Annotated in this window: 13 protein-coding genes and 1 pseudogene; 8 read left to right on the top strand and 6 right to left on the bottom strand. The window is 45.8% G+C overall.

All coding sequences use genetic code 11. The annotated features are described in order from the left end of the window. Positions 1-84 precede the first annotated feature (84 nt). Positions 85-657, top strand: coding sequence for a hypothetical protein (locus tag ACLGGO_RS20435; RefSeq protein ID WP_446420683.1), 573 nt, complete (start codon positions 85-87; stop codon positions 655-657). A 112-nt stretch (positions 658-769) separates the two neighbouring features. On the opposite strand, the gene ACLGGO_RS20430 is transcribed toward ACLGGO_RS20435, so the two are convergent. Continuing rightward, positions 770-1792 (bottom strand): isochorismatase, encoded by a 1023-nt coding sequence (locus tag ACLGGO_RS20430; protein WP_446420682.1) that lies wholly within the window; start codon positions 1790-1792, stop codon positions 770-772. 154 nt (positions 1793-1946) lie between these two features. On the opposite strand from ACLGGO_RS20430, the gene ACLGGO_RS20425 reads away from it, so the two are divergent. Then, entirely contained in the window at positions 1947-2894 is a 948-nt protein-coding gene (locus ACLGGO_RS20425) for an NAD(P)-dependent alcohol dehydrogenase (RefSeq protein ID WP_446420681.1), read from the top strand. 583 nt (positions 2895-3477) lie between these two features. Here the strand turns inward: ACLGGO_RS20425 and ACLGGO_RS20420 are convergent. Both ACLGGO_RS20420 and ACLGGO_RS20415 read right to left on the bottom strand, forming a co-directional pair. Then, complete coding sequence (locus tag ACLGGO_RS20420) at positions 3478-5022, bottom strand: mercuric reductase (protein WP_446420680.1); 1545 nt, start codon at positions 5020-5022, stop codon at positions 3478-3480. A 183-nt stretch (positions 5023-5205) separates the two neighbouring features. Beyond that, positions 5206-5994, bottom strand: a complete 789-nt coding sequence (locus ACLGGO_RS20415) for a TVP38/TMEM64 family protein (RefSeq protein WP_446420679.1) — start codon at positions 5992-5994, stop codon at positions 5206-5208. Positions 5995-6211: 217 nt separating this feature from the next. Between ACLGGO_RS20415 and ACLGGO_RS20410 the strand changes: the two are divergent. After that, positions 6212-7324, top strand: a pseudogene (locus tag ACLGGO_RS20410) (alkene reductase). A gap of 135 nt (positions 7325-7459) precedes the next feature. Further along, complete coding sequence (locus ACLGGO_RS20405; protein WP_446420678.1) at positions 7460-8782, top strand: hypothetical protein; 1323 nt, start codon at positions 7460-7462, stop codon at positions 8780-8782. A gap of 145 nt (positions 8783-8927) precedes the next feature. On the opposite strand, the gene ACLGGO_RS20400 is transcribed toward ACLGGO_RS20405, so the two are convergent. Further along, positions 8928-10028, bottom strand: coding sequence for a SpoIID/LytB domain-containing protein (locus tag ACLGGO_RS20400; RefSeq protein ID WP_446420677.1), 1101 nt, complete (start codon positions 10026-10028; stop codon positions 8928-8930). A 362-nt stretch (positions 10029-10390) separates the two neighbouring features. Between ACLGGO_RS20400 and ACLGGO_RS20395 the strand changes: the two genes are divergently transcribed. From ACLGGO_RS20395 to ACLGGO_RS20380, 4 genes are all read left to right on the top strand, one after another. Further along, positions 10391-11056, top strand: a complete 666-nt coding sequence (locus ACLGGO_RS20395) for a DUF389 domain-containing protein (RefSeq protein ID WP_446420676.1) — start codon at positions 10391-10393, stop codon at positions 11054-11056. A 14-nt stretch (positions 11057-11070) separates the two neighbouring features. Continuing rightward, positions 11071-11646, top strand: coding sequence for a DUF421 domain-containing protein (locus tag ACLGGO_RS20390; protein ID WP_446420675.1), 576 nt, complete (start codon positions 11071-11073; stop codon positions 11644-11646). Between the two features lie 88 nt (positions 11647-11734). Beyond that, the gene (locus ACLGGO_RS20385) at positions 11735-12685 is read left to right on the top strand and encodes a ribonuclease Z (RefSeq protein ID WP_446339860.1); all 951 of its coding nucleotides are present in this window, start codon (positions 11735-11737) and stop codon (positions 12683-12685) included. 137 nt (positions 12686-12822) lie between these two features. After that, on the top strand, positions 12823-13041 hold the full coding sequence (locus ACLGGO_RS20380) for a type II toxin-antitoxin system RelE/ParE family toxin (RefSeq protein WP_446420674.1): 219 nt from the start codon (positions 12823-12825) through the stop codon (positions 13039-13041). 176 nt (positions 13042-13217) lie between these two features. On the opposite strand, the gene ACLGGO_RS20375 is transcribed toward ACLGGO_RS20380, so the two are convergent. Together ACLGGO_RS20375 and ACLGGO_RS20370 are read right to left on the bottom strand one after the other, a co-directional pair. Next, positions 13218-14330: a matrixin family metalloprotease gene (locus ACLGGO_RS20375; RefSeq protein ID WP_446420673.1), complete on the bottom strand. Its 1113-nt coding sequence runs from the start codon at positions 14328-14330 to the stop codon at positions 13218-13220. A gap of 32 nt (positions 14331-14362) precedes the next feature. Beyond that, positions 14363-15352, bottom strand: coding sequence for an adenosine kinase (locus ACLGGO_RS20370; RefSeq protein WP_446420672.1), 990 nt, complete (start codon positions 15350-15352; stop codon positions 14363-14365). Positions 15353-15605 lie beyond the last annotated feature (253 nt).

The raw sequence follows: 15605 nt of genomic DNA, 5'->3' as shown, positions 1-15605 counted from the left end.
TGCCCTTGTTGGGGATATTTCCCCCTGATCAATCCAGACGCGATCGCAGCCTTCTGCTAAACTCAAGGAAAATGAAATTGCAATATGAATCGTCTCTACAATATTGCTTGTTTCCTTGCGCTGGTTCTCGCCGTTTGCATAACAGCAGCTACACTTGTCGGAACATTAGCGCAGCAATGGTGGATTGGAGAATTGCTAAGCCATCCCCGTCCTCAATATGCGCTTATTTTACTGTGTTGTTTGCCACTAATTGTTGCTCGATTCCATCAATTAGGTTGGCTGGTTCTAATACCACTGTTGCTCAATTTGATAACCTTTGCTCCCCTATATTTCAGTAAGCCCTTACCTGTATCTGCCCCCTCATTCACAGCGCTGCACTATAACTTAGACGCCACATTGCCTGATCACACAGTAGCATTTACCTACTTACGCAATCATCCCGTCGATATTCTATTACTGCTAAAAAAAGAGGGTCTACTTCTGAGTTCTGAATCCGGCTATGGTGTCCAATCAACGTGGCCCGCTTACTTGCCACCCGTGCTGGGTATTCCTATCGATCTGTGCCTTTATAGTCAGGGTATTGCTATTGTAGATCGATACATTGGTTCTTTTTTAGGTGGTGATCATAGACCCTTATTTATTCAATTTCAGTTATAGCACTACAGGGATAACCTTGTAGAGACGTTGCATGCAACGTCTCTACAGTCTTAAAAAATGCTGTAATCGCAAAATCTATTCCACCATTTTAGCTGTGCCGCCATATTTATATTCACCAATCAATAATTTCAGTCGATTTAATCAGGTGCATTCCCGCATCAGCAAACCGTTGAAACGCAGCATCAGCTTGTTCCGTAAAATCTGCTCCCCCAGGAACCACAACCGGAGAAGTACAATCGTCCAGTAAATAAACCTTCTCGGCTAACTTAGGATCTCTGGCTTGAATTTCACCCAGCAAGTTATCAACTGTCCAAGCCACACAATGACTCTTTGCCTGACCGGCAATAATTAATCGGTCAAACTCTAACAATTTTTCCAGAAACGGTGTGTTCTTTTGGGCAATCGGTTGGTCATTCTGATCGAAAAGAACGTCCGGCTGGAGAACCGAGTAATTTTCAGTCAGTGGATTACTACCTTTCATTTCAAAATGGGTCTGACTTTGGCGAGCAACATTATGAAATAAACAAACCTCTTCTACAGCAGAAACCAAAGCGTGACTAATTCCTCCCAGCATGGCATGGTAGGGCCAGATAATTAACGGATATTTACTATCGCAATTGAGTGTCTTGGCATAATGCAGGGCATAATCTTGTAACCATTGATCATCACCCTGGCGAATTTGAGGGGCGACGGCTGGATTGATTTTCCAGACGCCTTTTTCTACATCGTCTATGGAGATATTCGTCATCGCGGGTGGATGTTCTCCAGCATCGTTAATCCAAAATATAGGATGAAAAATTTGCATAGCGGTATGGGTATCCATCGTCGCCGCAATTTCGGTGATGATTCCGAGATTGCGGTAGATAAATTCACACAGTCGCACATTGTCATCAACGGCTCCCGTACCCGATTGACCGCCGACAAATAATTCAAATTCGGGAATACAAAAGGTATTCTGAACGTCGATTAGCAATAAACCAATCCGGGTTTCATCTTGATTGGCTGGCTTAAGATGATGCTGTTTTGCCCAAATTTTGGCTTGGTTGACGCGCTCTTGATAGGGAACACGCCAGACTTCTCCAACTTTATTGGGGCTGAAATGGGAGGGGATCGGGATTTGGGTATTAGTACTCATGATTAATCACGCTTATTCGCTAAAACTTCTAAAAACCATACTATTGGTTTTTTTATCACTCTCAAATTCTGCCTCAAGACTGAGATATTAAAGGGAGAATTACTGTTAACTTTTATAAGGCTTGACGATACTCTCTATCGAGGAAGAATAGTTTATGAAAGCTGCCGCAATTAATCAGTATGGTGGAGCTGAAGTCTTCCAACTTATAGACTTGCCAACTCCATCCATCAAAACCCATGAGATATTGGTCAAAGTCCATGCTACTAGCGTTAATCCCATTGACTGGAAAACCAGACAGGGAATGTTGCAACTCTTAACTGGCTATCATTTTCCCTTGGTTTTGGGATTTGATATTTCTGGGGAAGTTGTAGAAGTGGGAACGGCTGTGACTCGTTTTCAACCTGGAGACGAAATCTATGCTTGTCTGGATAATCTCACGGGTGGTGCTTATGCAGAGTATGCCGTTTTGTCGGCAAAAGCGGCTTGTCCAAAACCGGAAAAGCTCTGCTACAAAGAAGCGGCGGCTGTTCCCTTAGCCGGACTCACGGCGCTGCAAGCCTTGCGAGATCATGGAAAAATTAAGCCGGGATACAGCGTGCTGATTAACGGCGCATCGGGTGGTGTGGGTAGCTTGGCGGTACAAATTGCCAAGGCGTTTGAAACTCAGGTGACAGGGGTTTGTAGTGGCAAAAATAAGGAGTTTGTGGAAAATTTGGGTGCTGACCGAGTGATTGATTATACTCAGCAGGATTTTACTAAGGATACTGCCAAGTACGATATTATTTTCGATGTGGTCGGAAATAAATCCTTCTGGAGTTGCCAAAATTGTTTGCAACCTAACGGTGTCTATATCACCACTCACCCCTATCCGGTTAACTTCCTGGAGAGTTTTTTCACGGCTTTTCTTCCGGGAAAAAAAGCTAAAGTCGTGGTCATGAAATCCAATGGTTTGGATTTAAAGTCTCTCGAAGAACTGATTGACGCTCAGAAACTTCGCCCAGTCATTGCTCAAACCTATCCTCTCTCTGCTGTTGCTCAGGCGCATCAGGAGAGTGAAAAAGGTCATGTTGTTGGTAAGCTGGTGATTATGGTAGTGAGTTGAAAGTTTTGACCTTTCACGACCTTCTAAGGAACCGGTGCGTGAGGGTGTAGGGGCTCACTTTGACGACTATCGTTTCTTACCTCACAAAAGATGTGACTAAACCCGCCCTGACTAAGTGTTGGATGACTGGTGATAGGGGAAGAGGGAATATTTTCCTTTGTCTCCCAATACTATCCGATAAGCTCTAATTCCCTGCACCCTGAGAAGGGCGGGTTTAGTCAGGTTATGGGTTTTGTGTCAAAATGTTATCCATAAAACCCGCCCCTACACTTGTACCCCCTGAGAAGGGCGGGTTTAGTCAGGTTAGTGGTTGGTGTCAAAATGTTAGCTGTAAAACCCGCCCCTACACGTCCATCTGTGTAATTTTTTAGCGATTGTTAATCTTTGCTTAACTATACTGGGCTATAACAGAAAAAAACTTCGACTCTAGTAGCATTGCAGGAGATAGTCCTTGAGTAGTCTAGGCAAGAAGCGATTAGAAACCTTATGGGCGATCGCCGCTATTGTGAAAGACATCCTTATCTGCGATCATCGTAGGCACCAAGCGTGCCATATCAGCGCTTCAGCGCTTACTACAAACTTTCTAAGACAACTTAGTGAGTAACCCTAAAAAGCGTTTTGTATTGGGTGTCAGCAGCGTGCGCCGATACGCATCAGCCGCTTTCTTAATTCCTTCCGCTTGGGTTGGATAAGGATGAATCGCACCACTGAGCTTACTCAACCCGACATTTCCCACAATCGCCGTTGTCACTTCACTAATCATCTCTCCTGCATGAGGAGCCACGATTGTCGCCCCCAAAATTTTATCTGAACCTTTCTGATGATGAATTTTGACAAATCCGTCCTCTTCCCCATCCGCGATCGCACGGTCTACCGTATTAAATGGTATCTTAATCGTATTCACATTAATTCCCTTGGCTTGGGCTTCATGTTCATACATGCCAACATGGGCAATTTCAGGGTCAGTATAAGTTACCCAAGGCATAACTAAATCACTGAGTTTAGAGCGCCCTAAACCAAAAGGAGAAAATAAGGTATTTTTAATCACAATTCGCGCCGCTGCATCCGCTGCATGGGTGAATTTCCATTTCATACAAATGTCACCGGCGGCATAAATATTGCGATTGGTTGTTTGTAGATAATCATTCACCTTTACCCCTTTGCTATGGTAATCTACGCCAACAGCATCTAAATTTAACCCTTCTACATTTGGCGCACGCCCTGCACCCACTAAAATTTCATCAACAATCGTGGACTCATCCTGACCATTACAGGTATAGTGCAGTAACTTTCCCTCATCCATCTTGACTGCCCGTTTCATCTGACAATCTAAGACTAAGCGAATGCCTTCCTTTTCAAACTTATGCTGCACAATTTCTGCGGCATCAGTATCTTCTTTATTTAAAATGTGAGAATGGCGATGGAAAAGAATCACCTCACAGCCTAAACGACGGAATGCCTGCGCCAATTCACAGCCAATCGGTCCCCCACCAATTACCGCAAGGCGTTTAGGGCGTTCGGTTAAAGAAAAGACAGTTTCATTGGTCAGAAATCCTGCCTCTTCTATGCCCTCAATGGGTGGTCGTACAGCCCTAGCCCCCGTCGTAATCACGGCTTTTTTAAACCGCAGAATTTTATCCCCAACGGCAATTGTATTGGAACTTTGAAACGACCCTTCTCCTAAGAAAACATCAATATTATAGGTTTGTTTAAATCGTTTGGCTGAATCATGATGACTAATTCGGGCTCGTAGCTTCCGCATCCGTGCCATGACTGCTGGAAAATCAATATCAATGTGTTCAGGAGGACGAATCCCAAATTCTCCAGCTTCTCGCATTTCGGCGACAACACGGGATGAGCGAATAAGACATTTAGATGGCACACATCCGACATTTAAGCAATCCCCACCCATAAGATGGCGTTCAATTAAGGCAACTTTTAAACCAATATCCATCCCAGCCGCACCGGCGGCGGTGACTAATCCCGCCGTTCCTGCACCAATTACGACGAGATCATAACGCTCAGCGGGTTTTGGATTAACCCAATCGGGTGGATGCACATGGGAAACCAATTGCTGGTTATATTCATCCATTGGGGGGACAATTACTCTCTCAGATGCTGATGTCATCAGTTACTCCTTAATCGTGATTGGGGATTGGTATTTGGTAATTTTTTTATTCTCTCACTTTGAGTAGGGCGGGTTTAGTTACATCTGGGTGGCAATAAAATGATAGTTGTGAAACCCGCCCCTACACACTCAAAACTTTAGTTACTTAGGGGTGACAAAAAAAGATAGTTGTAAAACCCGCCCCTACTTATTGGAAACGCTTTTATCTAGAACAGGATCATCAGAGACTTTTTCATCTAACGCTTTTCTGGCAACTTTAGTCACATATAAGGTTACAGCGACAGTGGCGATAAATCCAATAATCCGAATCGTCCATTGTACCGCCGGATTAGTGGGTTGTGCTTCTGTCCCCACCATCGCTAGACTACCCGCCAAAGAACCAATATAAACATACATAATAGTTCCAGGAATCATACCAACAGAACCCAAAAAGTAGTCTTTCAACGAAACCCCCGTTAACCCATAAGCGTAGTTCAATAAGTTAAAAGGAAACACGGGCGACAATCGGGTTAAAAGAACAATTTTAAATCCTTCCCCACCCACCGCCTCGTCAATCGCTTTAAATTTTTTGTTCCCAGCAATTTTCTGCGCTACCCAACCCCTCGCCAAATACCGCCCCACGAGGAAGGCGGCGGTTGCTCCCAGGGTGGCGCCAATGAAAACATAAATAGAACCTAAAACGACGCCAAAGACAACACCCGCACCTAGGGTGAGGATGGAACCCGGTAGGAATGCTACCGTGGCAATAATATAGAGTATGATAAACGCGATCGCACCCACTGAACCCAGGTCTTGAATCCATTGCAAGGCGTTGCGTAACCAGGCTTGGGGATTGAATCCTGAACCCATTGCTGATTCCTGGGCGAAGGCAGGATCTGTGGCAATAAGTAATGTTGTACCAACCGCCAGTAGCGTGAATACCGCTAACTTCAATAGCTTTCTCAGGTTTCGGGGACGGAATTGGCGTTTCATCCGCTTGTCTCTCCTCAGTTTACCTCTTCTGGTTCATGCGCCACTGTAGGTGCATCGTTATCATCATCCTATGCTGATACTCTGAGAATTCCCTGAAAATAGACGAAATGAATGATGAATAATTAATTATAAATCTGAATTGCCTATAGTCTATTCCCTGTTCCCTAAAGAAATATTTGACTAAATGACCAATGACAAATAACAAATGACGAAAAACATGAATTTTGATATCAATCTATTTACACCCGTTCAAGTCGGCGCTTATGAATTGCCCAATCGCATGGTTATGGCGCCCTTAACCCGGATGCGTGCAGGTGAGGGAAACGTACCCAGAGAAATAAATGCCACCTATTATGCCCAGCGTACCTCTGCAGGATTAATTATTTCTGAAGCTACTCAAGTGTCCCAGCAGGGATACGGATACGCTTATAGCCCAGGAATCCACTCACCCGAACAAGTGGAAGGCTGGAAGTTAGTTACTCAGGCGGTGCATGAGAGTGGGGGACGTATGTTCTTACAACTGTGGCACGTCGGGCGCATTTCCCACCCCTCAATGCAGCCTAATGGTGAGCTTCCCGTTGCTCCGAGTGCGATCGCGCCTGAAGGGATGGCGAGTACCTATACTGGCGAGCAACCCTTTGTCACCCCTCGTGCTTTGGAAACCGAGGAAATTCCCACAATTGTGGAACAATATCGCCAAGGAGCAAAAAATGCTTTAGCGGCTGGATTTGATGGGGTAGAAATTCACAGTGCTAACGGTTATTTGCTCGATCAATTCCTCCATGATGGGTCAAATAAGCGCACGGATCAATATGGCGGATCAATTGAAAATCGCGCTCGTTTACTCATGGAAGTTACCGAAGCTGTAGTCAGGGTTTGGGGTGCGGATAAAGTGGGGATTCGCCTCTCGCCTGGTGGAACGTTTAACAATATGTCTGACTCCAACCCAGAAGCCTTGTTTAACTATGTGATTTCCCAACTCAATCCCTTTAATTTAGCCTATCTCCACATCATTGAACCGAGAATCAAAGGGAATGAGACGGTTGAAGATGAGGGTAAGGGATTAGGAGTGCGTCATTTTCGTCCTATTTACAAGGGAACCTTAATTACAGCAGGTGGTTATACCCGCGAGACGGGAAACGCTGTGCTCAAGGAAGGATAGGCGGATTTAGTGGCGTATGGTAGGCTGTTTATTGCCAATCCTGACTTGCCCAAGCGGTTTGAGGTGAATGCTCCCCTGAACGCCTATAACCGCTCTACCTTTTATGGAGGTGACGAGCATGGATATACTGATTATCCGTTCTTAGAGGAGTCTCGGCAAGCCAGTTAATCAAGAGCGCCCACCTTCCCTATCTCTTGTAGCGGTAACAAAGGCGCGATCGTGTTCGGCTTTCTGCAAGTCTCAAGCCTAAGCCAGACTTCTATACTTGGAATAGAGAGTACAGAAATCTTTACAATAATAGCTATGGCTCCCAATCCCAAAATAATGAATAGCGTCGAGCAGCTTGGCTATCGTGTCACCGTGGGTGATGTAGCCGCTAAGGCGGGATTAAATATCAATTTAGCCGAACGAGGATTACTGGCGCTAGCATCCGATGCAGGTGGACATTTGCAAGTCGCCGAGTCAGGTGAAATTGCCTACCTGTTTCCCAAGAACTTTCGGACAATCCTGCGAAACAAATTCATCCGGTTGCGATTGCAGGAATGGTGGGCAAAAACTTGGCGTGTTCTATTCTACCTGATTCGGATTTCCTTCGGGCTTCTACTCTTACTCTCAATTGTCCTAATTTTTATCGCCATTTCGATTATCTTCATCAGTATCAGTTCCAGCAACGATAGTGATTCGGGTGGTGGCGGTAACGGTGGTTCTAATCGAGGCGGTGGCATGATTTTTATGCCTCACTTCTGGATTGGGCCCGATATGTTTTGGTTTTTTAACCCCGGTTACGAACGCCATCGACAACGGCGCACCTCCTGGAATTCTAATCAAAGTCAGCATAAGAATTTTCTGGAGGCAATTTTCTCATTTCTGTTTGGTGATGGTAATCCCAATGCCGATTTAGAAGAACGTCGTTGGCAAGAAATCGGCACAGTGATTCGTAATTCTGGCGGTGCCGTTACAGCGGAACAGATTGCTCCGTATCTGGATGATATTGGCACAGGATATCAACGGGAGTATGAAGACTATATGTTACCCGTTCTCAGCCGTTTCAATGGGCGTCCGGAAGTCAGTCCCGATGGAGAGATTATCTATCACTTCCCCGACTTACAGACAACAGCGCAACAGCAGCATCCTCAGCCTGTTTCATCTTACCTACAAGAACAGCCTTGGCGCTTTAGTGCTGCCACGAGTGGGCAAATTATGCTGGCAATTGGTTTAGGGGGAGTGAATATTATCGGTGCTTTTATGCTGGGTTCTCTGTTAAGAGGCGAAATTGCTGCCGAGATAGGAGGATTGGTTGCTTTTGTCGCGTCAATTTACTGGTTTTTACTGGGTTACGGGATTGGGTTTTTAGCGATTCCTCTGATTCGTTATTTCTGGATTCAACAGAAAAATAGTAAAACCGCCGCCCGGAATCAGAAACGACAGCAGGAAGCATTAGCACTGGCTCAACCCGATGCCAATTTACAGAAAAAGCTGGCGTATGCTCAGCAGTTTGCGGCGCAAAATGTAATTAGGCAAGAGGATTTGGTGTATACCAGTGAACAGGATTTACTGGATCAAAATTTGCAACGCAAAGACCAAATTGATGCCGAGTGGCAACGTCGTTTAGATTCAGGTTCTTAATCTAGCCTTTGTAGACTTCCAGGCTCTGATAATGGTTGATAATCAGTCAGAACCTTGTAGAGACGTTCCAGCGAAACATCTCTACAATTGTCAAAAAGAGGAAAGACCCGTTATCTTTCCCCTTTTGCCTTTAACTATTCTTGAGTTACGGAACCTGAGAAATAGTTGCCTGTTGATAATAGTGATTCAAAATCTGTTGATAGTTAACACCCTGTTGCGCTAAATTATGCGCTCCCCATTGACTTAAACCTAATCCATGACCGTACCCGCGACCACTGACTTGAAAACTGCCACCCATATTACTCACTGTAAACAGGGTACTTTTCAGTCCCAGCGCCTTACGCATATCATTGCCACTAACCCGCTTACTACCGCCCGTTCCTTTTACTAGCATGGTCACAATCCGCCCATGGGGAGTCGTTCGTTCTGGTGTCATAGATGTGACACGCCCAACCCCACCAATCCGGCGTCCCAATTCGCCACCAGAAAAGGTTTGAGTCCACTCAAAGACAGGCGCTCCCACATCATAATCGGGAACCCCTCGTAGGTAGGCTAGAGGTTGACTCCAAATATCTTCTACATTTTCTGTATGTCCACCCGAAGAGGAATGGAAAACGGCTAGAATTACATTACCCCCGTAAGTCATGATCTGTCTGGCTGTGGCATTGACGGCGGCGTGAGTGCTTTCGGCTTCACTTTCGAGTCCTTTGTAAACTTGCCACTTGACCGTATCACCGACATCGTAGATGCTATTCCCTGATTCAGCTCGTTTATAGAGGGCGTAGGTACGAGCTGCAACAGCTTGAGCTTTTAGGGCTTCTTGGGGCCAACTCGGACTCATTTCTGAGCCGATAACGCTGTAGAGATATTGCTCGAAGTCAACGTGATTAACCACCGTTAATCGCCCACCTGTCGCCACTAATTGAGTCCGTCCCCGATACCAGCGATCGCCTATCCAAACCATACCATCCTCAGTTGGTTCAATCCACAGCGATCCTGAACTCCAGCTACCCAAACTAACTCGACTTCCTCCAGATTGAGCATTAAAGCCATTCATGGGCGCAAGTTCTCCCACAGACTGACCTGCGCTATCGCGAACAATCGCTTTGGTTGAACTTCCTACCTTAACGCGACTGACTCCCTCTTCAATCGCCACCCGCAATTCCGTTACGGCTTGGGCGGGACCGACTAAGATCATCCACAATAAAAAAGAGAGCCACCAATGACGGCGAAGAGAGCAACTCATTATCCTAAGCATCTTTACCATAATGAAGGGAAAACGTCTAGATGTCATCTGTAAAACTTCCTCACACGAAGACTATTCTCGGTTTCATAATTAACAGAGATTGAATTGCCAACATTGGCAGTAGCTAAATTATTGCGCTCCCGATACTCGAATCCTGCAATCCGCCCAATAAATTTTTCTCTGGCTACCATTACATCCCGTAAAAAGATTGACAGGCATATTTTTAACATGTTTCTTGCTCATCGGCTAGTGCGAGGCGATCCCAACGGTATAATCTCCTGTCGAGGAAATCTCGCCCGTCCCATTTCCTATTGCCTAGAGTCCTATTCCCGGTTCTGTGTTCCCTGTTCCCTATTTTCAAAATGATTGACAAACCTAGCGAGTTAATTCCCACTCAAGAGCAACCTCTGGTTGAACCCAAGATTCTCCAGCAACTCTCACAAGAGGTCATGCTTTCCCCGTCTTATTTAGTGTTAATGGGCATGTCTGGCATTTTGTCAGCCATTGCCTTGCTGACTAATTCGATTCCAATTCTGATTGGTTCGATGATTATTGCACCAGCGTTTCTACCGCTATCATTGATCGCGTTTGCCTTAGTTGCAGGTCAACCCAGGCTGGCGTTACGCGGTTTCACTGTTGCTCTAGTGGGACTATTTGTGGCGACAATTTTAGCTATGGGAACTGTATGGGTTTTCAATACCAGCACGATTTTACCCTCTCATGACAATCTTCTGGATAAACCCCTATTGGAAGAACGGGTAGAACCCGGTTGGTACAGTGTTGTGGTGGCTTTGGCTGCAGGTGTGTCTGGGACAATTGCTTTAGTAAAGCAGAAAGTCGATACATTGGTGGGAACGGTTGCTGCTTTAGCATTAGTTCCCGCTGCAGCGGCGGCTGCGATCGCCTTTATGTCCCACGATCCTCTCCGAGGTGTTGGTGGCTTAGAGTTGCTGGCGATTAATGTTGGGTTAATTATCTTAGCGGGCATAATTACGGTGCTGCTGATCGGATCTGAACCGTCAAGTTAAAGTCAGGAATTAAGATGATTCAGACAGTTGGGGATACAATTAGCTGGGCATTTGGGCTAGAAGCCCAAACGCTCAATGTGTGGCAGATGGGATTACGGGCAGCGGTTATCTATGGGACTGCGCTGATTATGGTGCGGGTGATAGGTGATCGACGTTTTATCGGCAAATATGCGGCGATGGATGTGCTGCTGGGTGTTGTTCTGGGGTCTACCTTGAGTCGTGCCATTAATGGCGCAGCACCCTATTTTGAAACACTAGGCGCGGCGTTAGTATTAGTGGGAATGCATGGGCTAGTGTCAGCACTGGCGTTTCATGTTGAGCGGTTTGATGTTTGGGTGAAGGGTAAGCCCCGAACTCTAATTCGCGAGGGTCACGTCATTTACCAAGCGATGCGAAAAAGTCATATCAGCTACAGAGATTTAGAGTCGTCTTTGCGTCTCAAGGGAAAAATCACTGAAACCACTCAGGTGGAAATGGCTCGTCTAGAAAGCAATGGTGAAATCAGTGTTATACCCAAACCTAAACCACCTAGGGCGATCGAAGTGTCTGTGGCAGGGGGTGTGCAAACTGTGCGAATTGAACTGGATTGATCACACTCAATCCCCGATCGCACGCAGCAAAACTGTAACATAAATAGGGAAGTCTCTCTCAAAAGACCAAGGTTCAAGGGTCAAGCCTGTGCAAATTACGTTTTTAGGAACCAGTTCCGGAGTACCAACGCGATCGCGCAATGTGTCTAGTGTGGCACTGCGTCTCCCTCAACGGGCAGAGTTTTGGCTGTTTGACTGTGGTGAAGGCACTCAGCATCAGCTTTTACGCAGTGAAATCAAAACGAGTCAGCTTCGCCGCATTTTTATCACCCATTTGCACGGTGACCATATCTTTGGCTTAATGGGACTACTGGCTAGCTGTGGTTTAGCGGGTAATGTTGATCGAGTTGATCTTTATGGTCCTCCTGGTCTTAATGATTACTTAAAAGCTTGCGGCAAATACTCTCATACCCGTTTTTCATTCCCAACTCAGGTACACACCGTTAGCCCCGGTATTATTTACGAGGATGAGGAATATACGGTAATCTGTGGGACGCTCAAGCATCGTGTGACTGCCTTTGGATATCGCATTGTTGAAAAAGATCGTCCCGGACGGTTTGATGTGGAAAAAGCGAAGGCATTGAAGATTCCACCCGGACCTATTTATGGCAAACTTAAGCAGGGAGAAACCGTCACCCTAACTGATGGACGTAAAATTCAGGGCAAAGACTTGTGTGGGGAACCGGAAGTTGGGCGTAAATTTGTTTACTGTACGGATACAGTCTATTGTGATGGGGCGGTAGAACTTGCCCAGGATGCTGATGTGTTGATTCATGAAGCGACGTTCGCTCATCACGATTCTCAATTGGCATTTGAACGGTTGCATTCCACCTCAACGATGGCGGCACAAGTGGCGTTAAGCGCTGGAGTTAAGCGGTTAATTATGACCCATTTTAGCCCTCGTTATGCACCCGGAAATAACATTGAGTTAGAGGATTTGCTGGCGGAAGCACAAGCCATTTTCCCGAAGACAAAGTTGGCGTATGATTTTTTAACTTATGAAATACCCCGGCGTCGTGCGCCGGAGTTGGTGGTATAGAGGGAGATGAGGGGCTTGTAAGATGCTGAATCTGATTCCTAGAAATGAGATTACAGAGGGTCTGAATCAGGATTAGATGGGGACGCTGTTGTCGCGGGGATTTTAGAGAAATTTAAACAAGCGCGTCAAGAGATAGAATGAGTCGTTATCTGATTTCACCTTCTGCGAGTCGGGATTTGAATGCTATTGCTGACTATTTCTTGGCTAGGAATGTGGACGCTGGAGAGAGGTTATTTCAGGAGTTCAGTAAAAAGTGTCAATACATAGCACAATTTCCTAATTTAGAAAAAAGTTACAGTTATCTGCGACCTTCACTACGAGGATTGCCTTTAGATGGATATATCAAGAGCTATTAAAACTGATAGTTCAGCACAGTAAGTACGGAGTATTCAGGCGTTGGGTTACGCGCCATGTTCAACGCATTGAAGCGAAGGATCAAGTCGGGGCGGGTTTACTCACATCTGGGTAAGGTCAGAAACGATAGTAGTGAAACCCGCCCCTACACACTCAAAACGCCCCCAGATGTGAAGATTTACCACATCATCACGGCTGTTTCTCCCGCGCGATCGCTATAGTAGAGGCGGATACGCAACACATATCGACGCCCCCGGAATAACTTGACCTGAATCTCGGCATTATAGTCCTCGCCACTATCGTCATCCCCAGTAAGATAACGGAGTTCGCCATTAACCTCTTCAAACAGAACCATCACCGTGTCTGATGTGCCAAAGGTGCGGATTGTATAGGATCGCGTCGCTTCGGGTTGGATACGGAAATTCATCTGTTCCCCAGGTGCGATGGTTAAGGGAACCGATTGGAAGGGTTTAAGTTCGGTATAATCCTTCTCTCCTAACAGTGGGTAAAACGTCTTGATCCAAGTTTGATCCCTCTCAGATAACCCAGGTGCTGGAGTTAAACCATTTCTATACTTGGGTGGTGCTTTAATTAAACCCGCGCCAAAGGGATAGTGCATGATTGAGTCGGGGTCCCAGTTTGACCCTTGCACTGTATCCGGGTTAATTTTACGAATGATATTGTAATAGGTGGTGTCCCGATCCCAATTATTAGGAGGTGCTGCGAGTTCGGCGTAAACGGCTTGTTCATCCCAAACAATACCAGCATTAGGGTTTTGGTGTTCGTGAGGGAATCCTAGGGTATGACCAATCTCATGGATAGCGGTGTCAATTTCGCCAGGATAGCGGGTTAAATCCCAACCAAAGTTCATTGTCCGTTCATCCCGCCCGATAGCTAGAATATCCCTGCCAATATAAGACCAAGCACCATCTCCGCGCAGGAAGCCAATCCGGATTTCTGCCTCGTCTGGTGACTTGACTTCCTTAAATTCCAGTCCAATACCCACCTGCTTCCAGACATCAAATGCTTTACGGACAACATTTTTTTCGGTCTCAGTCGTTGCCCACTCCCTTGGCTGATCGAAGAAGTAGTAATGTAAGATTGTGCCGTTCACCCATTTCTGATCCAGAAATAGTATAAGATTGGCACGATTACGATTGACAATCCCTGACAAGTCACGCGGGGCAACTTCAGGGAGTGAGCAATAGGAATAGTTACCTGCTTCGTCAGCAGATATGGATAGCGTTGATTGCTCTTGTTCATTGAACGGGTTTGTATTCGATTGAACCATAAGAATTCTCCTATGTTGTAGAGTGGTGAGTGTCAAACAACCAACAAAGATCGAGTGTCTTGGGTGTCCATGCGCGGACCGAAACTCGTAACTAACTTTGCCGCCGCTTTGGAACCTAATTGACCAGCTTGAGCATAACTCATACCATGAGTCAATCCGTAAAGAACCGCACCAGCATACATATCTCCTGCGCCAACGGTGTCAACTGCTTTAACAGGTACTGGCTCAATCTCGATTATCTCTTGTCCATCAAAGATTACCGATCCTTTCGCTCCACGGGTAATCGCAAACCCCTTAGTTAACCCTTTGAAGTAATCAACAGCAACCATAAGATCCTCAGTGTCCGCCATTTTTAGGGCTTCACTTTCATTAGCAAAGAGGAAATCCACGCCTGAACCGATGATTTCGAGCAATCCATCTTTAAAGAACTTCACCATATTGAGATCAGACAGGGATAGGGCGATTTTTTGACCCGCCGCTTTGGCAATATCTCTGGCTTGAATCGCCGCCGCTTTACTGGCAGCACCGGTCACCAAATACCCTTCAATATAGGTATATTTGGACTGTGCGATCGCGTCGGGGACTAATTCTGCTTCTGAGAAGCTTGCGGAAATTCCCAGGAACGTATTCATGGTGCGATCGGCATCCGGCGTGACCAACACCAAGCATTTACCAGTAATTCCAGCTTCAGGAGGATGGTATTGCAGGTTTGTGTCAACCTTAAAGCGGAGCAAATCCCCCAGGTAAACCTGTCCGTCTTCATCATTGGCGACTTTACAAGAATAGAAGGCTTTACCCCCAAACTGGCTAACGGCAATCATTGTATTTGCCGCCGATCCCCCACCGCCGCGCTTCATGGACTTACCCTCTAAGCGTTTCAGGATCTTGTACTGATGATCTTCTTCAATTAAAGTCATCACCCCTTTATCAATGTCCAGTTCCTGGAGTAACTCTGGGGAAACTTCTAATTCAATGTCCAATAGGGCATTACCGAGACCATATACATCGTATTGTTGAGTCATCTTGATTCGTGGCTAAATCCTTTGTCCCTAATGGGTATGGGTTTCCCAGAAAAGCCAAGCTCCTAATTATAGTCCTAATCTTCCTTCAAAAGGAGGATTCTTTCGTATAACTCTCCAGTATATAACCCTAATAGGGTAATCCTTTAGTGCTATCCGTCGAACAGTGGACAGTAATGGACAACAAATACCAAAACTGTAGAGATAGCCAGTCTCAGTTCTTTAATGAACTACGCTACCTGGGTCATGACACCTT

Origin of the sequence: Coleofasciculus sp. (assembly GCF_046565525.1) — a bacterium.
Classification (GTDB): domain Bacteria; phylum Cyanobacteriota; class Cyanobacteriia; order Cyanobacteriales; family Coleofasciculaceae; genus Coleofasciculus.
This window is presented reverse-complemented; position numbering and strand designations above follow the sequence as displayed.

Coding starts and splice junctions, on each gene's coding strand:
- ACLGGO_RS20435 (WP_446420683.1), top strand. CDS start 85: ATGAATCGTCTCTACAATATTGCTTGTTTCCTTGCGCTGGTTCTCGCC.
- ACLGGO_RS20430 (WP_446420682.1), bottom strand. CDS start 1,792: ATGAGTACTAATACCCAAATCCCGATCCCCTCCCATTTCAGCCCCAAT.
- ACLGGO_RS20425 (WP_446420681.1), top strand. CDS start 1,947: ATGAAAGCTGCCGCAATTAATCAGTATGGTGGAGCTGAAGTCTTCCAA.
- ACLGGO_RS20420 (WP_446420680.1), bottom strand. CDS start 5,022: ATGACATCAGCATCTGAGAGAGTAATTGTCCCCCCAATGGATGAATAT.
- ACLGGO_RS20415 (WP_446420679.1), bottom strand. CDS start 5,994: ATGAAACGCCAATTCCGTCCCCGAAACCTGAGAAAGCTATTGAAGTTA.
- ACLGGO_RS20405 (WP_446420678.1), top strand. CDS start 7,460: ATGGCTCCCAATCCCAAAATAATGAATAGCGTCGAGCAGCTTGGCTAT.
- ACLGGO_RS20400 (WP_446420677.1), bottom strand. CDS start 10,028: ATGAGTTGCTCTCTTCGCCGTCATTGGTGGCTCTCTTTTTTATTGTGG.
- ACLGGO_RS20395 (WP_446420676.1), top strand. CDS start 10,391: ATGATTGACAAACCTAGCGAGTTAATTCCCACTCAAGAGCAACCTCTG.
- ACLGGO_RS20390 (WP_446420675.1), top strand. CDS start 11,071: ATGATTCAGACAGTTGGGGATACAATTAGCTGGGCATTTGGGCTAGAA.
- ACLGGO_RS20380 (WP_446420674.1), top strand. CDS start 12,823: ATGAGTCGTTATCTGATTTCACCTTCTGCGAGTCGGGATTTGAATGCT.
- ACLGGO_RS20375 (WP_446420673.1), bottom strand. CDS start 14,330: ATGGTTCAATCGAATACAAACCCGTTCAATGAACAAGAGCAATCAACG.
- ACLGGO_RS20370 (WP_446420672.1), bottom strand. CDS start 15,352: ATGACTCAACAATACGATGTATATGGTCTCGGTAATGCCCTATTGGAC.